This is a genomic window from Amycolatopsis sp. NPDC089917 (assembly GCF_040684635.1).
Classification (GTDB): domain Bacteria; phylum Actinomycetota; class Actinomycetes; order Mycobacteriales; family Pseudonocardiaceae; genus Amycolatopsis.
The window spans coordinates 206,218-231,396 of the sequence record NZ_JBFBGL010000003.1 but is presented as its reverse complement, the minus strand read 5'-3'; the positions used below and the strand labels follow the sequence as shown (position 1 = coordinate 231,396).

Genomic DNA, 25,179 nt, shown 5'->3' with positions numbered 1-25,179 from the left:
AACGAACTATCGCGACCCCATCAGGAACTCTGTCGTTCCGGGCATCCAGATCGTTACCCATCGGCGCGCTTTCGCGCCCTCCGAACTGATGCCGACGTGTTTCACAGGTGTTAAAGTCGCGCTAACGAACGGGCCATCGTCGTCCCGTGCGCATTCCCCCGGCCGGCCCGTCCGGCCGCTGAGCACGACGACGAAGGAGGTCCCTTCATGATCTTCTCCGCCATTCCAGGCAAACAGGGTCTTTACGATCCTGAATCCGAACAGGACTCCTGCGGTGTGGCCATGGTGGCCGACGTCCGCGGGCGGCGCTCGCACGGCATCGTCACCGACGGTCTGTCCGCGCTGACGAACCTCGACCACCGCGGCGCCGCCGGTGCCGAGCCGACCAGCGGTGACGGCGCGGGCATCCTGGTGCAGCTCCCCGACGAGCTGCTGCGGGCCGAAGTGGACTTCACACTGCCCGAGGCGGACGCCGACGGCCACCAGACCTACGCGACCGGCATCGGTTTCCTGCCCTCGGACGGTGAGGAGCGGACCAAGGCCATCGCCCTGATCGAGCGGATCGCGGGCGAAGAGGGGCTCGACGTCCTCGGCTGGCGTGAGGTCCCGGTCGACGCCGACCGCGCCGACATCGGCCCGACGGCGCGTTCGGTGATGCCGCATTTCGCGATGCTGTTCGTCGCGGGCGCGGAAGGCGACGGGCGACGTCCCGGCGGGCTCGAACTCGACCGCCTGGCCTTCTGTCTCCGCAAGCGTGTCGAGAACGAGAGCGTGACAGCGGGCTGTGGCACCTACTTCCCGTCGCTGTCCTCGCGGACCATCGTCTACAAGGGAATGCTGACCCCCGAACAGCTTCCGCTCTTCTTCACCGACCTGACCGACACCCGGCTCGCCAGCGCCATCGCGCTCGTGCACTCCCGGTTCTCCACCAACACCTTCCCGTCGTGGCCGCTGGCGCATCCGTTCCGGTTCGTCGCGCACAACGGCGAGATCAACACCATCCGGGGCAACCGCAACCGCATGCGCGCCCGTGAGGCGCTGCTCGAATCGGACCTCGTCCCCGGCGACCTCACCCGGCTGTATCCGATCTGCTCGGCCGACGCGTCGGACTCCGCCTCCTTCGACGAGGTGCTGGAGCTGCTGCACCTCGGCGGGCGGTCGCTGCCGCACGCGGTGCTGATGATGATCCCCGAAGCGTGGGAGAACCACGCCGGGATGGACGCACAGCGTCGTGCGTTCTACCAGTTCCACGCGAGCCTCATGGAGCCGTGGGACGGCCCGGCCTGTGTCACCTTCACCGACGGCACGCTCGTCGGCGCGGTGCTGGACCGCAACGGCCTGCGCCCCGCCCGCTGGTGGCGCACCGCCGACGACCGGGTCGTGCTGGCCAGCGAGGCCGGCGTCCTCGACGTCGCCCCCGCGGACGTCGTGGCCAAGGGTCGCCTCAAGCCCGGCCGGATGTTCCTGGTGGACACCGAAGCCGGCCGGATCGTCGACGACGAAGAGGTCAAGTCGGAGCTGGCCAAGGAACTCCCGTACGAGGGCTGGCTGCACGCCGGTCTCCTCCAGCTCGCCGACCTCCCGGACCGCGACCACATCGTGCAGAGCCACGATTCCGTGCTGCGGCGCCAGCTTTCCTTCGGCTACACCGAAGAAGAGCTGAAGATCCTGCTCGCGCCGATGGTGGCCAAGGGCATGGAGCCGATCGGCTCCATGGGCTCGGACACCCCGCCCGCCGTGCTGTCGCAGCGTTCCCGGCTGCTCTACGACTACTTCAAGCAGAACTTCGCGCAGGTCACCAACCCGCCGCTGGACGCGATCCGCGAAGAGCTCGTCACCTCGATGAGCCGCATCATGGGCCCCGAGCGGAATCTGCTCGCCCCCGGCCCGGCCTCCTGCCGTCACGTGCAGCTGCCGTATCCGGTGATCGACAACGACGAACTCGCCAAGCTGATCCACATCAACGACGACGGCGACCTTCCCGGCTTCGCCTGCAGTGTCCTTTCCGGACTGTACGAAGTGGACGGTGGCGCCGAAGCGCTGGCCGCTGCGATCGAACGGGTCCGGCGCGAAGCCTCCGAGGCGATCGCGGCGGGCGCGCGCACGCTCGTGCTGTCCGACCGCGACTCCGATCACCGCATGGCGCCGATCCCGTCGCTGCTGCTGGTGTCCTCGGTGCACCACCATCTGGTGCGCACCAAGGAAAGGCTCCGCGTCGCGCTGGTCGTCGAGACCGGTGACGCCCGCGAGGTCCACCACGTCGCGCTGCTGCTCGGCTACGGCGCCGCGGCGGTGAACCCGTACCTGGCCTTCGAGACCATCGAGGACATGATCTCGACCGGCGCGGTCACCGGGATCGAGCCCGCCGCGGCGGTCCGCAACTACGTCAAGGCGCTCGTGAAGGGCGTCCTGAAGATCATGTCGAAGATGGGCATCTCGACCGTCGGCGCGTACACCGCGGCGCAGGTCTTCGAGTCCTTCGGGCTGAGCCAGGATCTGCTCGACGAGTACTTCACCGGGACGTCGTCGAAGCTCGGCGGCGTCGGCCTGAGCGTGCTCGCCGAAGAGGTCGCCACGCGCCACCGCCGCGCGTACCCGGACAACCCGACAGACCGCGTCCACCGCGGTCTGGAGACCGGCGGTGAGTACGCCTACCGCCGCGAGGGCGAGCTGCACCTGTTCACCCCGGAGACCGTCTTCCTGTTGCAGCACGCGACGAAGACCGGCCGGGAAGAGGTGTACAAGAAGTACTCCGACGAGGTGCACCGCCTGTACCGCCAGGGCGGCGCGCTGCGCGGGCTGTTCTCCTTCCGCGCGGGCACCCGCGAACCCGTCCCGCTGGACGAGGTCGAACCCGTCGAGGCGATCTTCAAGCGCTTCAACACCGGCGCGATGTCCTACGGCTCGATTTCGGCCGAAGCGCACGAAACCCTCGCCATCGCGATGAACCGCATCGGCGGCCGGTCCAACACCGGTGAAGGCGGGGAAGACCCCGAACGCCTCTACGACCCGACGCGGCGCAGCGCGATCAAGCAGGTCGCGAGCGGCCGGTTCGGCGTCACGAGCGAGTACCTGGTCAACGCCGACGACATCCAGATCAAGATGGCGCAGGGCGCGAAGCCGGGTGAAGGCGGGCAACTGCCACCGAACAAGGTGTACCCGTGGATCGCGCGCACGCGGCACTCCACGCCGGGCGTCGGGCTCATTTCGCCGCCCCCGCACCACGACATCTACTCGATCGAGGATCTCGCCCAGCTGATCCACGACCTCAAGAACGCCAACGAGAACGCCCGCATCCACGTGAAGCTGGTGTCCTCGCTCGGCGTCGGCACGGTCGCGGCGGGCGTGTCCAAGGCGCACGCCGACGTCGTGCTGATCTCCGGCCACGACGGCGGCACCGGCGCCTCCCCGATGAACTCGCTCAAGCACGCGGGGACACCGTGGGAGATCGGTCTCGCCGAGACGCAGCAGACGTTACTGCTCAACGGTTTGCGTGACCGGATCACCGTGCAGGTCGACGGCGCGATGAAGACCGGCAAGGACGTCGTCATCGCCGCGCTGCTCGGCGCGGAGGAGTACGGCTTCGCGACGGCGCCGCTGATCGTCGAAGGCTGCGTCATGATGCGCGTCTGCCACCTCGACACCTGCCCGGTCGGCGTCGCGACCCAGAGCCCCGATCTGCGCAAGCGGTACACCGGCCAGGCCGACCACGTCGTCAACTACTTCCGGTTCGTCGCCGAAGAGGTCCGGGAAACGTTGGCACTGCTCGGTTTCCGCACCCTCGACGAGGCCATCGGGCACGCCGAGGTGCTGAACACCGACGACGCCGTCGAGCACTGGAAGGCCTCCGGCCTCGACCTCGCGCCGATCTTCGAGATGCCCGCCGAAACCCCGTACGGCGGGGCGAAGCGGCGCACGCGCACCCAGGACCACGGCCTGGAGCACGCGCTCGACCGGACGCTGATCCAGCTCGCCGAGGCGGCGCTGGAGGACGCGCACCCGGTCCGGCTGGAACTGCCGGTGCGGAACGTGAACCGGACCGTCGGCACGCTGCTCGGTTCCGAGATCACCCGCCGCTACGGCGGTGAGGGCCTGCCCGAGGACACGATCCACGTGCTGCTGACCGGTTCCGCCGGGCAGTCGCTCGGCGCGTTCCTGCCGCGCGGCATCACGCTCGACATGGTCGGCGACGCGAACGACTACGTCGGCAAGGGCCTCTCGGGCGGTCGGATCGTCGTGCGCCCGCATCCGGACGCGAAGTTCGCGGCGGAAGGCCAGACCATCGCCGGGAACACCCTCGCCTACGGGGCCACCGGCGGCGAGATGTTCCTGCGCGGCCAGGTCGGCGAACGTTTCTGCGTGCGCAACTCGGGCGCGGTGGTCGTCGCCGAGGGCGTCGGCGATCACGCCTTCGAGTACATGACCGGCGGCCAGGCCGTGGTGCTCGGCCCGACCGGGCGCAACCTCGCGGCGGGCATGTCGGGTGGCGAGGCCTACGTGCTCGACCTCGACCGCGGCAAGGTCAACGAAGAGATGGTGAACCTTCAGGCACCGTCCTCGGAGGACCTCGCCTGGCTCAAGAAGACCGTGCAGAAGCACTACGACCTCACACGTTCGGCCGTGGCCGCGTCGCTGCTCGGCGACTGGCCGCGTCGCTCGGCGGCGTTCACCAAGGTGATGCCCCGCGACTACCAGCGTGTCCTTGACGCGGCGAAGGCGGCGCGCGCCGCGGGCCGCGACGTCGACGAAGCGATCATGGAGGCCGCTCGTGGCTGATCCGACGGGTTTCCTGAAGTACGGACGCGAAGAACCGAAGAAGAAGTCCAAAGAGGACCGGCTCGCCACGTGGGGCGAGGTGTACGCCGACGTGGAACCGGGCGAGCGCAACGAAAAGGTGCGCGAGCAGGCTTCGCGGTGCATGGACTGCGGTATCCCGTTCTGCCATTCCGGTGGTTCCGGCTGCCCGCTGGGCAACCTGATCCCGGAGTGGAACGATCTGGTGCGCCGCGGCGACTGGGCCGCGGCGAGCGACCGGCTCCACGCGACCAACAACTTCCCCGAATTCACCGGGAAGCTGTGTCCCGCGCCCTGCGAGGCGGGCTGTGTCCTGTCGATCTCGCCGCTGTCCGGCGGTCCGGTGTCGATCAAGCGGGTCGAGCAGACGATCGCCGACCAGTCCTGGGAAGCGGGCTACGTGCAGCCGCAGGTCTCGGCGGTGTCCTCGGGCCAGCGGGTCGCGGTCGTCGGCTCCGGCCCGGCCGGGCTCGCCGCCGCGCAGCAGCTGACCCGCGCCGGCCACGAGGTGACCGTCTACGAGCGGGACGACCGGCTCGGCGGCCTGCTGCGGTACGGCATCCCCGAGTTCAAGATGGAGAAGAAGGTCCTCGACCGGCGGCTCGCGCAACTCCGCAAGGAGGGCACGAAGTTCGTCACCGGCTGCGAGGTCGGCGTCGATCTGACCGTCGAGGAACTGCGGGCCGGTCACGACGCCGTCGTGCTCGCCGTGGGCGCGCTGCGCGGCCGCGACGACAAGACCACGCCCGGCCGCGAGCTGACCGGGATCCACCTGGCGATGGAACATCTGGTTCCGGCCAACAAGTACGTCGAGGGCGACGGCCCGTCGCCGATCGACGCGGCGGGCAAGCACGTCGTCATCATCGGCGGCGGTGACACCGGCGCCGACTCCTACGGCACAGCGACCCGGCAGGGCGCGCTTTCGGTGACGCAGCTGGACCAGTACCCGACGCCACCGTCCACAAGGGACGACGACCGTTCGCCGTGGCCGACCTGGCCGTACATCCTGCGCACCTACCCGGCGCACGAGGAGGCGGGCGAGCGCAAGTTCGCCGTCGCGGTCACCCGGTTCGTCGGCGACGACGACGGGAACGTGCGCGCCGTCGAGCTCCGGCAGGTCCGCGTGGTCAAGGACCCGGAGACCGGCAAGCGCATGGTGACGCCGGTCAACGACGAGGTCGAGGAACTGCCCGCCGACCTCGTGCTGCTCGCGATCGGGTTCGAGGGAGTCGAGCACATGCCGCTGCTGGACGGGCTCGGGCTTTCGCTGACCCGGCGCGGCACGCTTTCGTGCGGATCGGACTGGCAGACCGAATCGCCCGGCGTGTTCGTCTGCGGCGACGCGCACCGCGGTGCTTCGCTGGTGGTGTGGGCGATCGCCGAGGGACGTTCGGTGGCGAGCGCGGTGGACGCCTACCTCACCGGTGCTTCGGACCTTCCGGCCCCTGTGCACCCGACGGCGCTTCCGCTCGCGGTGATCTGAGCCCCCGTAGAGATGTCATGAGGGGTCCCCATGAGACGTTTTTCGTCCCATGGGGACCCCTCATGACACTCGGGAGCTTGATCAGGCGAACAGGAGGGCGACGAAGCCGATCCAGCCGAGACCGCCGACCAGGATCCCCACCAAGACCCCGGCAGAGGCTTCGGCGAAGGTGTCCTCGCCCAGTTTGACGCGCGCCCAGAACACCCAGGCCACCAGCAGCCCGCCGAGCAGCATCACCGGTCCGAGGATGAGGGTCAGCACGGTGACCGCGGCCGATTCCGGTGACGTATACAGCGAGATTTCGAAGTCGAATCCGTACTTGATCACCGCCCTGACGGCGACGGTCACGAGCGCCGACCCGATCAGCGCGAAAAGCGCCGGCCAGACCAGTCCGCTGGTATCGCCGAAGACGACCGCGATCGGTGTCAGAAGTGCCCAGGCGGCCGGAGCCATGACATACGTGCCCAGCCGGGCGAAGCCGTTCACGGATATCCCCACAAGCAAGGCTAACCGTTCCGGGTGGCGAGGCGGACGCCCGGACGGGATCGGCGTCGTGTTCGGCCGAACGGCCCATACCCGGCCACGGATGCGGCCGAACGGCCGCTTGTACGCACGGTAGCAGGACAAATACTTTCGAAATGTCGTGCAAGTCATACGGCAATTCACCGGTGGCGAAAGGTGGTACGCCATGAAGAGGACGGCTTTCCGGACGGGGATCCTGGCGGCGCTCACGGGACTGGCGGTGACGGCGCTGACCGCGGTCGCGAGTCCGGCGCAGGCCGCGCCCGCCCACCATCGGGCGGCGGTCGACGCGCAGGCCGTCTCGGCCTACTGGACACCGGAGCGGATGCGGTCGGCGGTGCCGATCGAACAGCTGGTCAGCGCGCCCGCCTTCACGCCGAAAGATGTCGCGAAGGGCAAGAGCACGATCATCCAAAGCATGCCCAACGGCGGCGGCGCGTGGACGGGCGCGGGCAAGGTCGTGCAGACCGCAGGCCGCGTGTTCTTCACCATGGGCGGGCGGAACGCGTCTTGCTCGGGTGACGCGGTCACCAGTGCGAACGGCAGCGTCGTGATCACGGCCGGGCACTGCGTGAAGTACCAAGGCGCGTGGCACACGAACTGGACCTTCGCGCCGGGCTATGACAACGGCAAAACCCCCTACGGCACCTGGGCCGCGAAGAGCACGCTGACCACTCCGCAGTGGGAAGCGAGCGAAGACATGAACTACGACGTCGGCGCGGCCGTGGTCAACCCGCTCAACGGGCAGAAGCTGACCGACGTCGTCGGCGCGCAGGGGATCGCGTTCAACCAGGCGCGCAACCAGTCGATGTACACGTTCGGGTACCCGGCGGCGGCGCCGTACGACGGCACGAAGCTGATCTACTGCAGCGGCAGCACGTTCACCGACTTCCTGCTCACCAAGGACCACGGGATGAGCTGCGACATGACCGGTGGTTCGAGCGGCGGCCCGTGGTTCCTCAACTTCAGCGAGGCGACCGGTGCGGGCGTCCAGGCCTCGGTGAACAGCTTCGGCTACAACTTCCTGCCGGGTTACATGTTCGGACCGTACTTCGGCACGGACGCGCAGAATCTCTACGACAAGGCGCAGGCCGCCTGATCAGCTCGCCGCCCGTCCACCTTTTGGGACTTTCGTCCCGGTGGGCGGGCGGCTTTCGGCCGGGCATATCCTGGTGCCCGTGAACTGGACAGTGGACGTTCCCGTCGACACGCTCCCCGAACTGCCCCCTCTGCCCCCCGGGCTGCGAGACAGGCTCGACGACGCGCTTTCCCGGCCTGCCGCGCAGCAGCCCGAGTGGCCGGACGCGGAGCTGACGAAACGCGTCCGCGGCGTGCTGGAAAGCGTGCCGCCGATCACCGTCCCCGCCGAGATCGACCGGCTCTCCGACAGGCTCGCCATGGTCGCCCGCGGCGAGGCGTTCCTGCTGCAGGGCGGGGACTGCGCGGAGACGTTCGAGTCGAACACCGAACCGCACATCCGCGCGAACCTGCGCACCCTGCTCCAGATGGCCGTCGTCCTCACCTACGGCGCGAGCCTGCCGGTGGTGAAGGTCGGCCGGATCGCGGGCCAGTACGCGAAGCCGCGTTCGGCGTCCACCGACGCGCTCGGCCTGCCGGTGTACCGCGGCGACATCATCAACTCGCTCGTCGCCAAGCCCGAACTCCGTGTGCCCGACCCCGGCCGGATGATCCGCGCCTACGCCAACGCGGGCGCCGCGATGAACCTCGTCCGCGCGCTCACCGGCGCGGGTATGGCGGACCTGCACCAGGTGCACGACTGGAACAAGGACTTCGTGAAGTCTTCGCCCGCCAGCGAGCGCTACGAGGCGCTGGCCTCGGAGATCGACCGTGGCCTGCGGTTCATGTCGGCCTGCGGCGTCACCGACACCTCGCTCCAGTCCACCGAGATCTTCGCCAGCCACGAGGCGCTGCTGCTGGACTACGAGCGCTCCATGCTGCGGATGGACCGCGCGGACGCGGCGAACCCCAAGCTGTACAACCTGTCCTCGCACTTCCTGTGGGTGGGCGAGCGGACCCGGCAGCTCGACGGCGCGCACATCGCCTTCGCGGAACTGCTGGCCAACCCGATCGGCCTCAAGATCGGCCCGACGACCACGCCCGAGCAGGCCGTCGAGTACGTCCGGCGGCTCGACCCGCGCAACGAGCCCGGCCGCCTGACGCTGATCGCCCGGATGGGCAACGGCAAGGTCCGCGAGGTGCTGCCCGCGATCGTCGAGAAGGTCGAAGCGTCCGGGCACAAGGTCATCTGGCAGTGCGACCCGATGCACGGCAACACCCACGAGGCGTCGACCGGGTACAAGACCCGGCACTTCGACCGGATCGTGGACGAGGTCCAGGGCTTCTTCGAGGTGCACCGCAAACTCGGCACCTACCCGGGCGGCATCCACGTCGAGCTCACCGGCGAGGACGTCACCGAATGCCTCGGCGGCGCGCAAGAGATCTCGGACCTGGATCTTTCGGGCCGGTACGAGACCGCTTGCGACCCGCGCCTGAACACGCAGCAGTCGCTGGAGCTGGCGTTCCTGGTCGCGGAGATGCTGCGCGGCTGAGCGGGTTCTTCTTCACTGTGTCTGGGCAAGCCTTCGGCCGGGCTCGGGAGGTTGCGAAAGCCACTTTCGGGACGCCGTCGACCCACCAGAGCACCCCGACCGGCACCTCACCCGCCCCACCAGTCACACAAGCCCACCCCACCTCGCATCCGCACCCACGGCGCCCCTAAACCAGCAGCCGCGAGGTGAAGGGCTCTTTCCCCGCATGCGACGCGAGGAAAGAGCCCTTCACCTCACTTGATCCGTCACATTTGCCTTCGAGTGCCTGCGCTCGCCGATGCCCAGACCCAAGGCGTCGCGAAAGCCACTTTCGGGACGCCGGACGTCTCGAAAGTGGCTTTCGCGACGCATCACTTCAGCACTCGGCCCCATGTACGTGAAAGGCCCTTACGCGCGCTATGACCGGGGACTAAGCGGTGTCCAGCAGGCGCGAAGCCGACTTGAGCACGCCGTCCCGCAGCGAACCCACGTCCGAAACCGCCGCGCCGTTCGCCTGAAGTCCGATATGGACGGAGTCACGGTAGGTCGCCACCGCGATCCCGATCGCCTGCCTCGGCGCCAGCGGCACGAACGGGTACACGCCTTCGATCTTCGTCCCGTCGAGGCTGAGCCGGTTCGGCGGCACCGGGACTGTCGTCACCACGAGGTCGAACAGCAGCGGCGCGGCCAGCCCGGCCGCCTTGCTGCTCAGCCGGTGCAGCATCGGCGGCATCCGGTCGGCGAGCAGCGGGAACGCGCCGGGGCCCCGGGCGGGGCCGGCGGCCTTGTTCCGGCTCATCTCGCGCTGGACGGCCAGCAGCCGGTCCACCGGATCGTCGAGGCCGACCGGCAGATCGCAGAGGTACCCGGACAGCTTGTTGCCGCCGAGCTGCTCGGCGGCCCGCCCGCGCACGCTGACCGGGATGAGCGCGCGCAGCGTCCGGTCGTCGGCGCGCTGGCCGCGGTTGATCATCCACTCGCGCAGCGCGCCGCTGAGGATCGCCAGGACGACATCGTTGGCGGTACCGCCGTGGGCCCGGCGGATCCGCCGGATCTCACCGGTGTCCAGCCGGACGAAACCGAGCCGTCGTTCGGTCGACGGCGGGGCGCTGATCGGGGACAGCGGCGAACGGGTCGCGCGGACGACGGACGAGGCGATCCCGGCCGATTCCCCGGCCTGGGCCAGGGTGGTGCCGAGCGCGTCCTTGACAGCGTCCACAGGGGAGCGTGGGGCCGGCGGTTCGGTGCCGCTGTGCGCGCGCTTCGTCGCCCTCGGGAGTCCGTCGAGCAGACCCACGGCGACGGCGTACGCACCCGCCCCGTCGGTGAGCGCGTGGTGCAGTTTCAGCAGCAACGCGTACTCGCCGTCCGGGAGGCCGGTGACGAGATGCAAGTCCCACAAGGGTTTTCCGGTGTCGAGCGGCCGTCCCATCCACCGCGACGCGTAGGCGGAGAGTGGGTCCGGTTCGTACAGGGAGCTCAGGTGGTGATGTGAAATATGTTCACTGGCAACGAAATCCGGGTCCTCGGCCCAGATGGCGGCGCCTGGCGGGAACAGCGCGGTGCGAGGGCGCTGACGCAGCTTCGGGAGCAGCGCGGCCCGTTCGGCGAGCAGCGCGGTCAGCTTGCGCGCGTGCACCTGCCCGTGCGGGCGGAAGGTGACCACCGCGCCCATGTGCATGGGCGTCGTTTCGCTTTCCATGCAAAGGAAAGCGACATCGAGTGCGCTCAGCTGCAGGCCTGACATCATCTGCCTTTCCTTGACGCTCCGGCTAGGGGCACAACTGCACCAGCCTGACATGACGGGCGGGTGGTCGTCATGTTTCCGGGGCGCTAACTACCGCTGGTTTCACTCGAACGATGGGATCACGTTCGGACATGGACCACGGCTCTGCGGCAGATGGTGGACAAGCTCCCGAACGGTATCTCGATGGCGGATGCCGGGAGGAAACCGGCAGACTGCACGACCATGACCGAAGAACCGAAGCGTCCCGAACCACCGCTCACCGGTGACGAGCGCACCCAGCTGAACGGCTTTCTCGATTTCCTCCGCGCCACCGTGGTGTGGAAGTGCTCCGGCCTCACCGACGAGCAGGCCCGGCGGCCGCTCGTGCCCAGCGAGCTGACCACCGTCGCCGGGCTGCTCGGGCACCTGACCCTGGTCGAGCAGTACTGGTTCAACGTCGTGCTCGACGGTCAGGAGGACCTCTGGAAGGAGGCCCTCGAAGCCGACCCGGACGCCGAGTTCCGGGTCGCCATGAAGACCCCGATCGAGCAGCTGATCGCCGCCTACGAGGCCGAGTGCGAGCGGAGCCGCAAGGTCGTCGAGAGGATGGGGCTGGACGACGAGGTCCCCTTCCGCGGGGACCGCAAGGTCAACGTCCGGTTCGTGCTCGCGCACATGGTCGAGGAGACCGGCAGGCACGCCGGCCACCTCGACCTGCTGCGCGAAATGATCGACGGTCTCACCGGGGAGTGAGCTTGCGAGGGGGCAGCGGGAAGAACCCGCTGGTCCGCTCGACGTAGGTCGCGTATCCCGGCCGGGAACGCTGCAAACCCTTCTCCAGCAAAGGTTTTCCGGTTCCCTTGGCCAGCGTGTACGTCATCGCGATCGGCGACAGGATCGTCGCCGCCCCCACCCAGCTGGAACACGCCAGCAGGTACAGGCCCCACCACACGCACGCGTCCCCGAAGTAGTTGGGATGCCGGGTGTAGCGCCACAGCCCGCTGTCGAGGACCTTCCCCTTGTTGTCCGGATCGGCCTTGAAGCGGCGCAGCTGGTCGTCACCGATCGTCTCGAACCCGAAGCCGACCAGCCACACCGCGACGCCGAGCCACGCCGTCACCCCGAAGGAGTCGCCGTACATCGCGAACTGGACCGGCAGCGAGACGAACCAGAGCACCACCGCCTGGACCAGGTACACGCGGACGAACAGCTTGAGCGCCGGATTCTCCCCGGCGCTCTCCGCCATCCGCACGTAGCGCGGGTCCTCGGGCAGCTTGTGGTTGCGCAGGTGGAGGTGGACGCCGAGACGCACCCCCCAGACCGCGGTCAGCAGCGCGGTGACCACGCGCAGCGCCACCGACCCGTCCCCGAGCGGGGCCGCGACCACCGCGACGAGCGCGAAGCCCGGCCCCCAGAGCGTGTCGACGGTGTCGTACCGCTTGCGCCACCGGGCGATGCCGAAGGTGACGACGAAGGCCACGAGCGTCGCGCCCGCCGTGACCGCGAGAGTCCCCCCGAGCGGCATCAGGACCACTCCCGGGTGGCGGGCAGCGCGCTCAAGCCCGCGTCGGACGAGCGGACGGCGAGGATCTGGTCCACGCCCATCCGGTTCTCCTCGAACGCGAGCGCGCCGCCGACCAGGTAGAGCCGCCAGACCCGCGCGCCGGACTCACCGATCAGCGACACGACGTCGTCCCAGTTGCCTTCGAGCGTTTTCTCCCATGCCCGGACCGTACGCACGTAGTGCTCGCGCAGCGCGTGGACATCGCGGATCTCGAAACCGGCGGTCTCCAGATGGCCGAGCGTGCGGCTCAGCGGCCGCATCGTCATGTCGGGGGCGATGTAGCGCTCGATGAACGCGCCGCCGCCCGGCGCCACCGCGCCGCGTGACATCTGCTGGAGCACCAGCCGCCCGGTGGGCTTGAGCATCCGGTACAGCGTCCGCGTGTACTCGGGGTAGTTCTCCTCGCCGACGTGCTCGCCCATCTCGATGGAGGCGACCGCGTCGAACGGCTCGTCGGTCAGCTCGCGGTAGTCCTGACGGCGGACCTCGACGCGATCCTCCAGGTCGTGCTGGGCGAGCCTGCCGCGGATGTGCTGCAGCTGTTCCGCCGACAGCGTGATCCCGACGGCCTGGACCCCGTGGTGCTTCGCGGCGTGCACCAGGAGCGAGCCCCAGCCGCAGCCGACGTCGAGCAGCCGCATCCCCGGCCGCAGGCCGAGCTTGCGGCAGATCAGTTCGAGTTTGTCCCGTTGGGCCTGTTCGAGGTCGTAACCGTCCTCGTCGGACGTCCAGTACGCCGACGAATAGGCCATCGATTCGTCCATCAGCAGCTGGTAGAAGGCGTTGCTGAGGTCGTAGTGGTGCGCGATCGCGGACTTGTCGCGGAGCAGGGTGTGCAGTTTCCCGGACAACCTGGCCTCTTCGGCGGGCGGTTTGGGCGGCGGTCCGACGACGCCGAGGCCCACCGCGATCCGCGCCGCCTCGGCCCACTCGCGCGGACCGAGTTTCGCGCCGCGCGCGGCACCCGAGCGGCTCAGCGCCCAGATCCGGCGGAAACCGTCGGCCAGGTCGCCCTCGACATCGAGATCACCCGAGACATAGGCCCTGGCCAGGCCCAATTCACCGGGGGCGTAGAGGAGACGGCGCAGGGCGCGGCGGTTGCGGAGGACCACGGTGGGGGCATCCGGCGGACCGGCGCGTACGCCGTCCCAGGTACGGAGACCGACCGGGAGGGAGCCGCCGAGGAGCCGCTCGACGAACGGGACTAGGCGAGACGCGGGGCTGTTGGGCATAGTCGTCATTCGACCCCGGACAGGAAAAGGATGGGTCGCACGATGCCCCGGTTCACCCGGTCCAATCCGGCCCGGCCCCTGTTCCGAATCCCCTTCGTGCACACCAAGGGTCTACGCATCGGAGTCATCGGCAGCGGCGTGGCCGGCCTCACGGCCGCCTACCTGCTGCAACGCCGCTACGAAGTGCTGCTGTTCGAAGCCGACGACAGGCTGGGCGGGCACGCGCACACCCACGACGTCCCGAGCGCGCACGGCGGCACCGTCGGTGTCGACTCGGGGTTCATCGTGCACAACGAGCGCACCTACCCGAACCTGCTGCGCCTGTTCGGCGAGCTCGGCGTCGCCACCCGCGACACCGAGATGTCCATGAGCATCCGCTGCGACGGCTGCGGCCTCCAGTACGCCGGGGCCAAGGGAATGAAAGGCCTGTTCGCGCAGCCGCGCAACGTCGCCCGCGGGCGCTACCTGCGGATGCTCGCCGACGTCAAACGCTTCCACCTGCACGCGAAGCGCGTCCTCGAATCGCCCGAAGCCGGCGACGTCACGCTCGGCGCGTTCCTCGCGATCGGCGGGTACACGAAGTACTTCGTCGACCACTTCATGCTGCCGGTGGTCTCGACCGTCTGGTCGGCGGACCGGGCCGACACGCTCCAGTACCCCGCGCGCTACCTGTTCGAGTTCCTGCGCAACCACGGGATGCTGTCGGTCGGCGGGTCCCCGCGCTGGCGCACCGTCGTCGGCGGCTCCCGCGAGTACGTCGAACGCGCCGCCAAGCAGCTGACCGCCGTGCACCTGTCGACGCCGGTCCGTTCGGTCAGGCGCACCGGGCGGGGGATCGAGGTCCGCGACGACGCCGACACCCGGCACCGGCTCGACAAGGTCGTCCTGGCCACGCACGCGGACCAGGCGCTGAAGCTGCTCGCGTCGCCGACCGACGACGAACGCGACGTCCTCGGCTCGTTCCGGTACTCCAGCAACGAGGCATGGCTGCACACCGACACCGGCGTGCTCCCGACGGCGGAATCGGCGCGGGCGGGCTGGAACTACGCCACCCCCGCCTGTGGCGCGAACGCGGGCGCGGTCCAGGTCTCCTACGACATGAACCGCCTGATGCGGCTCGACGAGCCGACCGGCTACGTCGTCACGCTCAATCCCGGCACCGCCCCCGACGACGGTTCGGTGCTCGCCAAGATGACCTACGAGCACCCCGTCTACACGCCGGGGTCCGTGGCCGCCCAGCGCCGTCTGCCCGACCTCAACGACGGCACGGTCGCCTTCGCCGGCGCGTATCACGGCTGGGGGTTCCACGAGGACGGTTGCGCGTCCGGCGTCCGCGCGGCCGAGAGCTTCGGAGTGCGATGGTGACCGCCATGGCAGTCCTCTACGACGCGACGGTGGCGCACGTCCGGCGCAACGATCCGCCGATCTCGTTCGCCCACCGCGTCTATCTGTGGTTCGTCGACCTCGACAGGCTGCCGAAGCTGCCGTGGTGGCTTCGGCCCTTCGCCCGCTTCGACCCGAGAGACCACTTCGCGCCCGAGGACACCTCCAGCATCCGGTCCAAATTGGACCGGTGGCTCGCGGCACGCGGCGTCGACCTCCAGGGCGGCCGGGTGCTGATGCTCGCCGGCGCGCGGATGCTCGGGCACAACTTCAACCCGATCTCCCTCTACTGGTGTCACCGGCCCGACGGCGGGCTCGAATGTGTCGTCGCCGAGGTCCACAACACCTATCGGGGCAGGCACGCGTACCTCCTGCGTCCCGACGCGGCCGGGAACGCCTTCGCGGACAAGGAGTTCTACGTCTCGCCGTTCCAGTCGATGGAGGGCGAGTACCGGATGGAGGTGCCGAAGCCGGAGTCGCTGCTCTCGGTCAAGATCGCCCTCCGCCAGGGGGAGACGACCCCGCTGACCGCGTCGCTGCGCGGGGTGCGGCGGCCCGCCACCACGAGGTGGCTGGCGCACCTGCTGATCACCCGTCCGCTCATGCCGCACCGGGTCTCCGCGCTGATCCGGCGGCATGGGATCAAACTGTGGGTGAAGAAGGCGCCGATCACCCCGCGGACGCCACAGACGGCCGGAGGCAGACTTGATGGATGAATCGGCACTTCCCCGCCGGATGGCGCCCGTTCCCGAACCCGACGGCGAACCGGCGGGCCCGACGGCCGAGGACCTGCTCGTCCGGGTCGCCAAGGGGGACGAGCGGGCCTTCGACGCCTTGTACGACCAGCTCGCCGGACCGATCCTCGGTCTGGTGCGGCGCATCCTCCGTGACGCCGCACAGTCCGAAGAGGTCACTCAGGAGGTCATGGTGGAGCTGTGGCGCACCGCCACGCGCTACTCCCCGGAGCGGGGGAGCGCGCTGAACTGGGCCATGACCTTGGCGCATCGTCGTGCCGTCGACCGCGTCCGATCGGCACGGGCCAGTTCGGACCGCGAGGTCAAGGCGACCTTCGAAGCCGCCCGCGCGCGGCCCTTCGACGAGGTGTCGGAAGCCGTCGCGGCGCGCTGGGAGCGTTCGCAGGTGCGCCGTTGCCTGACCACGCTCACCGAGCTGCAACGGGAATCCGTGCTGCTCGCCTACTACCAGGGCTACACCTATCGCGAGGTCTCGGAAGTGCTCCAGACCCCGCACGGAACCATCAAGACCCGCCTCCGGGACGGCCTGATCCGGCTCCGGGACTGTTTGGGGGTGACGGCATGACCATGCCCGAAATGCACACGCTCACCGGCGCTTACGCGGTCGACGCGTTGTCCGATATAGAGCGTGCCCAGTTCCAGCGGCACCTCGGGGAGTGCGCTCCGTGCGCCCAAGAGGTCCTCGAACTGCAGGCGACCGCGACCCGGCTCGGGGCCGCGCTGGCCGAAGACCCGCCGCCGGAGCTCAAGCGCCGGGTGCTCGCCGAGGCGATGGCGACCAGGCAGGTGCCGCCGAAGACGCGCGCCGGGTCGGGGGAGCGCTTCAAGGACCGGCGCCGCGCCCCGCGCTGGGCGATCGCGGCGGCCGCGGCCGCGGTGGTCGGGCTGGCGGGCACGGCCGTGTTCGGCGGCATCGCCTACGAGAACCACACCCAGCTGACCGCCGCGCGGGAACGCGCCGCGCAGTACGCGGACCGGTACACCCCGGTCGCCGACGTCCTCGCGGCCGCCGATCTCCGGACCGGGCACGCCGAGACCTCCGCCGGGGGCGGCGGGACCGTGATGATGTCGCGCGCGAAGGACCGGCTCGTCTTCATGGCGGCGCAGCTGCCGAAGAACGATCCGGGCCGGACGTACCAGGCGTGGCTGATGTACCCGGGCACCGCGCCGAAGCCCGCCGGGCTCATTTCCGGTGGTCAGGACGGTGCGGTGCTGGTCGCCGACGGTCTCAGCGGGGCCGAGAAGTTCGCGCTCAGCGTCGAACAGGCGGGCGGATCGCCGACCGGGACGCCGTCGAAGGACGTCGTCATGGTCATGTCCATGCCGACCTGATCTTCGCTTCTACCAGGCCGCCGTTCGCCGCTGCGACCGGGTCTCGCTCTTGCGCCCGCGAAGATGTTGTGGCAAAACACCTTTGCGACACACGGCGTGGCTACTGGATTCGAGCCAGCCTGGTGCATACCGTCCTGCTTCAACGTCGGCAGTTGACATAACTCTCAATCTGAACTTCAGCTCGAGGGTTCGGCAAACGCTCAGCGACCGGCGGGCAGCACGGGCACACACGATCAGGAAGGCGGCCCCGATGACGCCCCCGCACAACTACCTTGCGGTGATCAAGGTCGTCGGTATCGGCGGCGGCGGCGTGAACGCCGTGAACCGCATGATCGAGGTCGGCCTCAAGGGTGTCGAGTTCATCGCGGTGAACACCGACGCTCAAGCACTGCTCATGTCCGACGCCGACGTCAAACTCGACATCGGCCGGGAACTGACCCGCGGCCTCGGTGCCGGCGCCGCCCCCGAGGTGGGGCAGAAGGCCGCCGAGGACCACCGCGAAGAGATCGAAGAGGTCATCAAGGGCGCCGACATGGTGTTCGTGACCGCGGGCGAGGGTGGTGGCACCGGCACCGGTGGCGCGCCCGTCGTCGCCCAGATCGCGCGGAAGCTCGGCGCGCTGACCATCGGCGTCGTCACCCGCCCGTTCACCTTCGAGGGCAAGCGCCGCAGCAAGCAGGCCGAAGAAGGCATCCAGCAGCTGCGCAACGAATGCGACACGCTCATCGTCATCCCGAACGACCGGCTGCTGCAGCTGGGCGACATCGGCGTCTCGCTGATGGACGCGTTCCGCTCGGCCGACGAGGTGCTGCTTTCGGGTGTCCAGGGCATCACCGACCTGATCACCACGCCGGGTCTGATCAACCTGGACTTCGCCGACGTCAAGAGCGTCATGTCCGGCGCGGGCTCCGCGCTGATGGGCATCGGCTCGGCGCGCGGCGAGGGCCGGGCGATCCAGGCGGCGGAGAAGGCGATCAACTCGCCGCTGCTGGAAGCGTCGATGGACGGGGCGCACGGCGCGCTGCTGTCGATCGCGGGCGGGTCGGACCTCGGCCTGTTCGAGATCAACGAGGCCGCGTCGCTGGTGCAGGAATCCGCGCACCCCGACGCCAACATCATCTTCGGGACGATCATCGACGACTCGCTCGGCGACGAGGTCCGGGTCACCGTGATCGCGGCCGGTTTCGACGCCGGAACGCCGACCCACAAGAAGCTCGACCCGCCGGCGTTCGGCTCCCGCTCGAACTCGACCGCGTCCGCTCAGGCCGGCCAGGTGGCCGGTGGCGGGGCGACGCCCGTGCAGGGCCCGCCTTCGGGTGCCACGCCGGTCCCGTCGACCGGGTCCAACGGCTACCCGGTCGCGCCGCCGCGCACGCACACGCCGATGCCGTCCACCCGCACCGAGGGCAACGGCTCGCTGAGCGGCGGGCTCCCGCAGCCCGCCAACGGTTCGCGCGGCTACTCGCCGATCGGGTCGAACTCGACCCACGGCAGCCTGCCCGGCCGCGCCACCCCGGTGCATGACGATCCGTCGGACGACGAGGTCGACGTGCCGCCGTTCATGCGGCGATAGTTCGCCAGTACGTTCCGTGAAGGCCTCCTTGACTACAGTCGAGGGGGCCTTCACTCAGGTCCAGGAGGAATTCGTGCGGGTACGGCGGGTTGTCACGACAAGGGCGGGCGGGGCTTCCCGGCCGCCTTACGACACCTTCAACCTCGGTGATCACGTCGGTGACGACGCGGGCGACGTCTACGCCAACCGCAAACGCCTCGCCACCGAACTCGGCCTGACCGAGGACAGGCTGGCGTGGATGGAGCAGGTCCACGGCCGCACCGCGACCGTCGTCGACGGCTCGGAGACCTCCGCCGCCGAAGCGACCGACGCGCTCGTGACCGCCCAGGCGGGTCTCGCGCTCGTGGTGCTCGTCGCCGACTGCGTGCCCCTGATGCTGGCCGACGCCGAAGCCGGGGTCGTCGCCGCGGTCCACGCGGGCCGCGTCGGCGCGAGGGTCGGCGTCGTCCCCGCCGCGGTCGAGGCGATGCGCTCACTCGGCGCCGAACCGGCCCGGACCGAAGCGCTGCTCGGTCCCGCGATCTGCGGCGACTGCTACGAAGTCCCCGCCGACATGGCCGCCGACGTCGAGAAGCACGTTCCCGGCAGTGCCTGCAAAACCCGCAAAGGCACGCCCGGGCTCGACCTGCGCGCGGGCCTCTGGCGGCAGCTGGCCGACCTCGGCGTCGGCAAGATCGGCGTCGATCCGCGCTGTACCAACGAAGACAAGACGTTGTTCAGCTTCCGCCGCGACGGCACCACCGGCCGGATCGCGGGTATCACTTGGCTGGACGCGTCGTGAGTGACGCCCGCAAGGGGGAATTGGCCGCTTCCCTCGCCGAGGTCGAAGAGCGGATCGCGGCCGCGTGCGAGGCCGCGGGCCGGGAACGCGGCGAGGTCAAACTGCTCGCGGTCACCAAGACCTTCCCAGCGCTCGACGCGGCTCTGCTCGCCGACCTCGGCGCGCTCGATCTCGCCGAGAACCGCGATCAGGAGGCGGGGGCGAAGGCCGAAGAGGTCGCGGCTCTGCGCCCGGACGCCCGCGTCCGCTGGCACATGGTCGGCAGCCTGCAGCGGAACAAGGCCAAATCGGTCGTGCGCTGGGCCGACGAGGTCCAGTCCGTCGACTCCGAGCGCCTGGCCGACGCGCTCGCGAAAGCCACCAGGTCGGCGCTCGATTCCGGGCAACGCGATCACCCGTTGGACGTCCTCATTCAAGTAAGTCTCGATGACGATCCGAAGCGCGGGGGCACTCGGGTGAGCGAACTGGGCCAGTTGGCGGAGCGGATAGCCCATGTGGGTGATATTCGCCTCCGAGGGCTTATGGCAGTGGCTCCGCTGGGTACTGACCCCGTAGAGGCGTTCGAGAAGCTGGCTCGTGCGTCGGAGCGTCTACGGGAAGATCACCCCAATGCCCGTGAGATCTCCGCCGGAATGAGCAATGATCTCGAACAGGCGATCGCGCACGGCTCGACCTGTGTGCGTGTCGGAACCGCGTTGCTCGGTGGACGCGGTTTAGCCTCGCCCTAGGGAATACCGTCTCGTCGTTACGGGGAGTGGCGGCGAGGGCGGGGGAGCACGGTGCGGGACGCGGCTAAGGCTAGGGAGAGGCATGAGCGCGCTGCAGAAGCTGAAGGCCTACTTCGGGATGGTGCCCGCGGACGAAGACGGCTACGACGTCGAGGATGACTACCGGCGAGGGTACGCCGAGGACGAGTACGAGTACGACGACGAGCCGCCTGCCCGGTCACGGGGTGGACGTTACCGGGAAGTCGAAGACACTTATGACGAGCCCGCGCCCCGGCCTCGGTCACGCTCCGTGGCCAGTCCGGAGCCGGCGGTCCACGGGGCACTGGCGATCGACCGACAGCCGGAGCCGGTCGCGCGGCTGCGTCCGGTCACCGAGCCGGTCCGCCCGGCCGTCCGTGACCCGTTGAGCCGGATCACGACGCTGCACCCGACGAGCTACGCGGAGGCGCGTGCGATCGGGGAGCACTACCGGGAAGGCATCCCGGTGATCATGAACCTCACGGAGATGGAGAACGCGGACGCGAAGCGTCTCGTCGACTTCGCCGCGGGGCTCGCCTTCGCGTTGCGCGGCTCGATGGACAAGGTCACCAACAAGGTGTTCCTTCTCTCACCGCCCGATGTGGACGTCACCGCGGAAGACCGTCGGCGGATTGCCGAAGGCGGATTATTCCTGCGCGGCTGATCACCCGGTGACCGCTGGGCGCAGCCGGATGTGATTTTGTCGACTCATCGGCATCTCGGGCCCGTCAACTGCGTCTTTTGACGCGGGGCATGGCAGAGTGGTTACGTGAATGCTGTGTTGCTGGTCGTCTGGTACGTGCTGTTCGCCTTTTGGCTCCTGCTGACGGCACGGATCGTCGTCGAACTCGTGCGTGCTTTCGCTCGCGAGTGGCGTCCTGCCGGAGGGGTTGCGGTAACGCTCGAGACCATCTACACAGTGACCGACCCTCCGGTTCGTCTGTTCAGACGAATCATCCCGACCGTACGAATCGGCGGCGTCGGACTGGACTTATCGATTATGGTGCTGCTGTTGGTTGTGTTCTTCGCGATGCAGCTGGCAACGCCAGGGTGATTTTCGGGGAAGCCCGGGTGGACCTGCAGGCCATGGAGTGCGTGAGGTGATCTGATGTCGTTGACCCCCGCTGACGTGCATAACGTCGCGTTCAGCAAGCCGCCCATAGGCAAAAGGGGCTACAACGAGGACGAGGTGGACGCGTTCCTCGACCTGGTGGAGACCGAGCTTGCCCGGTTGATCGAGGACAACAACGAGCTGCGGCAGCAGGTCGAGCAGCTCGACAACGAGCTCGAGACCACGCGTGGTGAGCTCGAAAACGCCAAGGCCGGCGCCGTCGGCCCGCCGCCGCAGGTACGCGACGAGCCGTCGCGCCGCCTGGCGCCGGTGCCGCCGCAGTCGGCGATGGAGCAGACCCAGGCCCACTCGATGGTGCCGGACAACGGGGAGCCCAACGTCCAGGCCGCGAAGGTGCTCGGACTGGCGCAGGAGATGGCCGACCGGCTCACCGCCGAGGCCAAGACCGAGTCGGACGGCATGCTCGCCGAAGCCCGGACCAAGTCCGAGCAGCTGCTTTCGGACGCGCGGTCGAAGTCGGACTCGATGGTGAACGAGGCGCGCACCCGCGCCGAGACCATGCTGAACGACGCCCGGACCCGTGCCGAAACCTTGGAGCGCCAGGCGCGCGACAAGGCGACGACCATGGAGCGCGAAGCTCAGCGCAAGTACACCGAGACCATGAACAACATGAACGCGGAGAAGGGCTCGCTGGGCAAGAAGATCGAAGAGCTGCGCACGATCGAGCGGGAGTACCGCACGAGGCTGCGCGGGTTCCTCGAGTCCCAGCTGCGTGAGCTCGACGACCGCGGCTCGGCCGCTCCCGCGTCGGCGTCCTCGACGAATTCGGGGCAGTCGGCGTCGTCCTCGGGCGGCGGACAGGGCTACTCGTTCGGCCCCCGGGCCGAAGCGGGCTGATTTCTACACAGTGGAACGGCCTCGGCACTCTCCGGAGGGTCGGGGCCGTTTCGCTTGTCACTCGTGTTGTAATTCAGCGTGCTCTACATCGTCCTGGTACTGGTACTGGCGGCTCTGGGGCTGCTCGTCGCGGCGCTCATCACCGCGAACTCCCTGTGGGCTTGGATCTCGATCGGTCTCTCCGTCGTCGCGGGGTTGCTGCTCGTCTTCGACTGGCTGCGCCGCCGCAAGAAGCGCGCGGCCGAGACCGACGCGGATTCCGACGCCGAGCAGAGCGACGCCGAAGAGGCCGACGATTCGACGGCGGCCGAAAAGAGTGACGCGGACGACGAGAAAAAATCCGAGGACGCCGAGCAGACCGTCCTGATGCCCGCCGCCGGTGAACTCGACGACACCGACGAGGCTCCGGGGACTCAGCGCAACGGCGACCCCGGCGAGGAGAAGAGCGATCCCGAGGATGTGGCGATCGTCTCCGAACTCGAGACCGAGGTCGTCGTCGTGGACGAGTACCCGCGCTATCACGTGACATCGTGCGCGTGGCTCGAAGCGCGGGACACGATTCCGCTCGGCATCGGTGAGGCGCGGCAGCTCGGGTTCACCCCGTGCGCGCTGTGCACGCCCGACGCCGAGATCGCCGGGCAGCACCGCGACAAGAGCAAGGCCGACAGCTAGGCGTTCTTGAGCGTCTGAGCCGCTTCGCCGACGGTGATCACGTCGGCGGCGATCGTGTCGAGCATCAAACGCTGTTCCTCGTCGGCGTCTGGTGGCACCGGAATCTCCGCGGGCTCTTCGGTTCCGAGCGCGCGTGCGGCTTCGCCGACGGCGTCCGCGACGTCGGCCGGTCCGGACAGCAGCAAGAGCGACGACGCCGTGACGGACAGACCTCGCAAGGCTTCGGCGGCGTTCTCCAGTGCGTCCCGTTGCCCGGGCGCGGGTTCTTTCGTGCCCGGTTCCGCGGCGAGCAGTCCGTGGTGCGCGACGGCGGCGGTGCGGAATTCGCGGCCGAGCGTCCGCGGATCGACGTCCTCGCCGCGTAGTTTCCGTCCCACCGAGCCGAGCAGCACCTGGGTGGCGCCGACCGCGCGCTCGAACCGTTCCGCCGGGCCGGGTTTCGGCACGCCGGGGATCGCGGCGAACCCGAACAGCAGGGCGATGGCGCCCGCGAGGACCATCAGGAGCAGGTACTCGACGAGCACGTAACGCGGGTCCAGATGCCTGGTGGTCGCGTTCATGCCGACCGACATCAGGACCATGCAGCCGTTGAACACCGCCGGCCGTGTCCGCATGAACGAGAAGCCGCCCAGCAGGGCGATGAGCCCGATCGGCAGCAGAAACCCTTGCGGCAGAAGCCAAAGGACGAGGGTGAGCACGACGGCGCCGCCGAGCGAGCCGCCGATGCGCTGCCAGGCCTTGCTGAGACTGTCCCGCCATTCCGGTTGCATGATGGCGAAAGTGCCGAGCAGGAACGACACGGTGAGCGGGTCGCCGGGCCGGAAACTCGCGACCACGAGCGCCAGCGCCAGCCCGAGCCCGCAGCGGAGCGCGTGCCGGAACTGCGGTGACTGCCAGGAAAGCGCGCCGCTCAACTCGATCCGGCGCAGTTCCTTCCGGAGTCCTTTCGGAACGTCCACACGCGACTCGTCGCGTTCGGTCGCCGCGGTCCGGATGGTTTCGAGGGCGTCCCAGAGCGCGGTGACGAGCCTGGCCGTGGCGCCGGGCAGTCCGGCGGGTTCCTTGCGCCGCACCGATTCGACGTCGTCCGGCGCCGTGGCGCTTCGGACGGCCTCGGCGAGCCTGATGGCTTCTTCCCCGGCCGCGTCGAGCGTTTCGCCGATTTCGTCGTGGTCCAGCCGTTTCCGGCGGATCTCCAGCAATCCGGTGGCCGCGCGGTAGCGGAACACGCCGCCGAGGACCCTGCCGGTCCAGCGACGGGGCCGGTCCGCGAGCCACAGTTTCGCGGCGCGTTCCTGCGTTTCGGAGGTGCTCGACGCGAGCGCGTCGGCCAGTGCGTCCCTGGTCGGCTTGGCCGGGTCCTTCGCTCCCATCAGGACCCGCAGCAGGAGCACGACGCCCACCGCGAGCGCCGGCGCGCCCAGAATCTGCCCCGCCGTCGCCGTTCCCGTCAGCTGGAAGCCGTACCCGAACAGCGATGCCATGCCGAGCCCCAGCCCGACCGTGACGAACCGCGCTCCGAGCGCGGGCAGCAGTCCGGCGACGACCACGATCACGACCAGCAGCCCGATCGCCGCCCACTGCGACACCGCCCCCAGCAGCCGGGGCACGCCGACCGCGAGGACGAGCGACGGCGCGAACCACGCCAGCAGCCGCAGATCCGCCCACAGTGGACCGCCGACCGCGGCCATGAGGCAGAAGAGCGCGGTGAGCGCCGCCAAGACGGCCGCGTTGCCCAGTCCCAGCAGGAATCCGAGCCCGCTGACGCCGCCGAGGACCACCAGCAGGACGACGAGGAGTCCGGGCCCTTTCATCGGACCCCGTTGATCGACATACCCGTCAACCTAGATGCGATGGCGGGGACGGCAACTCGGCCCCTGGGGTCGTGAAAGTGGCTTTCGCAACCCGTGTGCGGGAGCGGCGCGTCCTGTGAGGCGTCGGTACAGGTGGTCTCCGGCGGCGCCCAGTGTCGCGAAAGCCACTTTCGAGACGCCTGACGTCCCGAACTCCCGCCGATCCGGCCCGCAAACTTCGCGTCCTCTTCCTGTACATGCGCGGGCAGGCGGGCGTGTATCACCTGTTCGGCAAGGGATCCGGC

21 protein-coding genes are annotated in these 25,179 nt (G+C 69.2%); 16 read left to right on the top strand and 5 right to left on the bottom strand.

What is annotated here, in order from left to right:
- Positions 1-207 precede the first annotated feature (207 nt).
- Positions 208-4,776, top strand: a complete 4,569-nt coding sequence (gene gltB, locus AB0N89_RS04430; protein WP_364200090.1) for a glutamate synthase large subunit — start codon at positions 208-210, stop codon at positions 4,774-4,776.
- Positions 4,769-6,277: a glutamate synthase subunit beta gene (locus tag AB0N89_RS04425; protein ID WP_364200088.1), complete on the top strand. Its 1,509-nt coding sequence runs from the start codon at positions 4,769-4,771 to the stop codon at positions 6,275-6,277. Before gltB ends, AB0N89_RS04425 begins: the two co-directional genes overlap by 8 nt.
- Positions 6,278-6,358: 81 nt before the next feature.
- On the opposite strand, the gene AB0N89_RS04420 is transcribed toward AB0N89_RS04425, so the two are convergent.
- Complete coding sequence (locus tag AB0N89_RS04420; protein WP_364200086.1) at positions 6,359-6,763, bottom strand: hypothetical protein; 405 nt, start codon at positions 6,761-6,763, stop codon at positions 6,359-6,361.
- Between the two features lie 202 nt (positions 6,764-6,965).
- Here AB0N89_RS04420 and AB0N89_RS04415 point away from each other — a divergent pair, with 202 nt between their 5' ends.
- Together AB0N89_RS04415 and AB0N89_RS04410 are read left to right on the top strand one after the other, a co-directional pair.
- Positions 6,966-7,898 carry a peptidase gene (locus tag AB0N89_RS04415; RefSeq protein WP_364200085.1) on the top strand — a complete coding sequence of 311 codons (933 nt, stop codon included), beginning with the start codon at positions 6,966-6,968 and terminating at the stop codon, positions 7,896-7,898.
- A 79-nt stretch (positions 7,899-7,977) separates the two neighbouring features.
- Positions 7,978-9,369 (top strand): class II 3-deoxy-7-phosphoheptulonate synthase, encoded by a 1,392-nt coding sequence (locus AB0N89_RS04410; RefSeq protein WP_364200083.1) that lies wholly within the window; start codon positions 7,978-7,980, stop codon positions 9,367-9,369.
- Between the two features lie 409 nt (positions 9,370-9,778).
- Here AB0N89_RS04410 and AB0N89_RS04405 read toward each other — a convergent pair whose 3' ends face one another.
- Positions 9,779-11,098: a wax ester/triacylglycerol synthase family O-acyltransferase gene (locus tag AB0N89_RS04405; protein ID WP_364200081.1), complete on the bottom strand. Its 1,320-nt coding sequence runs from the start codon at positions 11,096-11,098 to the stop codon at positions 9,779-9,781.
- Positions 11,099-11,317: 219 nt separating this feature from the next.
- On the opposite strand from AB0N89_RS04405, the gene AB0N89_RS04400 reads away from it, so the two are divergent.
- Complete coding sequence (locus AB0N89_RS04400; RefSeq protein ID WP_364200079.1) at positions 11,318-11,827, top strand: DinB family protein; 510 nt, start codon at positions 11,318-11,320, stop codon at positions 11,825-11,827.
- Here the strand turns inward: AB0N89_RS04400 and AB0N89_RS04395 are convergent.
- Both AB0N89_RS04395 and AB0N89_RS04390 read right to left on the bottom strand, forming a co-directional pair.
- Positions 11,814-12,599: a DUF1295 domain-containing protein gene (locus AB0N89_RS04395; protein ID WP_364200077.1), complete on the bottom strand. Its 786-nt coding sequence runs from the start codon at positions 12,597-12,599 to the stop codon at positions 11,814-11,816. The two genes, AB0N89_RS04400 and AB0N89_RS04395, sit on opposite strands and share 14 nt — an antisense overlap.
- Positions 12,599-13,870 (bottom strand): cyclopropane-fatty-acyl-phospholipid synthase family protein, encoded by a 1,272-nt coding sequence (locus AB0N89_RS04390; RefSeq protein WP_364200075.1) that lies wholly within the window; start codon positions 13,868-13,870, stop codon positions 12,599-12,601. Before AB0N89_RS04390 ends, AB0N89_RS04395 begins: the two co-directional genes overlap by 1 nt.
- Positions 13,871-13,912: 42 nt before the next feature.
- On the opposite strand from AB0N89_RS04390, the gene AB0N89_RS04385 reads away from it, so the two are divergent.
- The 11 genes from AB0N89_RS04385 (at position 13,913) to AB0N89_RS04335 (ending at position 23,081) form a co-directional block, all read left to right on the top strand.
- Positions 13,913-15,235, top strand: coding sequence for an FAD-dependent oxidoreductase (locus AB0N89_RS04385; protein WP_364200073.1), 1,323 nt, complete (start codon positions 13,913-13,915; stop codon positions 15,233-15,235).
- Complete coding sequence (locus AB0N89_RS04380) at positions 15,229-15,969, top strand: DUF1365 domain-containing protein (RefSeq protein WP_364200071.1); 741 nt, start codon at positions 15,229-15,231, stop codon at positions 15,967-15,969. The genes AB0N89_RS04385 and AB0N89_RS04380 overlap by 7 nt, the downstream gene beginning before the upstream one ends.
- Complete coding sequence (gene sigK / locus AB0N89_RS04375; protein WP_364200069.1) at positions 15,962-16,573, top strand: ECF RNA polymerase sigma factor SigK; 612 nt, start codon at positions 15,962-15,964, stop codon at positions 16,571-16,573. Before AB0N89_RS04380 ends, sigK begins: the two co-directional genes overlap by 8 nt.
- Positions 16,570-17,340, top strand: a complete 771-nt coding sequence (locus tag AB0N89_RS04370) for an anti-sigma factor (RefSeq protein ID WP_364200067.1) — start codon at positions 16,570-16,572, stop codon at positions 17,338-17,340. The genes sigK and AB0N89_RS04370 overlap by 4 nt, the downstream gene beginning before the upstream one ends.
- A 250-nt stretch (positions 17,341-17,590) precedes the next feature.
- Positions 17,591-18,913, top strand: a complete 1,323-nt coding sequence (gene ftsZ, locus AB0N89_RS04365) for a cell division protein FtsZ (protein WP_364200065.1) — start codon at positions 17,591-17,593, stop codon at positions 18,911-18,913.
- Between the two features lie 73 nt (positions 18,914-18,986).
- Positions 18,987-19,694, top strand: coding sequence for a peptidoglycan editing factor PgeF (gene pgeF / locus AB0N89_RS04360; protein ID WP_364200063.1), 708 nt, complete (start codon positions 18,987-18,989; stop codon positions 19,692-19,694).
- Complete coding sequence (locus tag AB0N89_RS04355; protein WP_364200061.1) at positions 19,691-20,422, top strand: YggS family pyridoxal phosphate-dependent enzyme; 732 nt, start codon at positions 19,691-19,693, stop codon at positions 20,420-20,422. The genes pgeF and AB0N89_RS04355 overlap by 4 nt, the downstream gene beginning before the upstream one ends.
- An 82-nt stretch (positions 20,423-20,504) precedes the next feature.
- Positions 20,505-21,104 carry a cell division protein SepF gene (locus AB0N89_RS04350; protein ID WP_364200059.1) on the top strand — a complete coding sequence of 200 codons (600 nt, stop codon included), beginning with the start codon at positions 20,505-20,507 and terminating at the stop codon, positions 21,102-21,104.
- Positions 21,105-21,218: 114 nt separating this feature from the next.
- A complete protein-coding gene (locus tag AB0N89_RS04345; protein ID WP_005155180.1) occupies positions 21,219-21,494 on the top strand; it encodes a YggT family protein in 276 nt (91 codons plus the stop codon).
- 54 nt (positions 21,495-21,548) lie between these two features.
- Positions 21,549-22,409: a DivIVA domain-containing protein gene (locus tag AB0N89_RS04340; RefSeq protein WP_364200057.1), complete on the top strand. Its 861-nt coding sequence runs from the start codon at positions 21,549-21,551 to the stop codon at positions 22,407-22,409.
- A gap of 78 nt (positions 22,410-22,487) precedes the next feature.
- Positions 22,488-23,081 (top strand): hypothetical protein, encoded by a 594-nt coding sequence (locus tag AB0N89_RS04335; protein ID WP_364200055.1) that lies wholly within the window; start codon positions 22,488-22,490, stop codon positions 23,079-23,081.
- Here the strand turns inward: AB0N89_RS04335 and AB0N89_RS04330 are convergent.
- Complete coding sequence (locus AB0N89_RS04330) at positions 23,078-24,895, bottom strand: FUSC family protein (RefSeq protein WP_364200053.1); 1,818 nt, start codon at positions 24,893-24,895, stop codon at positions 23,078-23,080. The two genes, AB0N89_RS04335 and AB0N89_RS04330, sit on opposite strands and share 4 nt — an antisense overlap.
- Positions 24,896-25,179 lie beyond the last annotated feature (284 nt).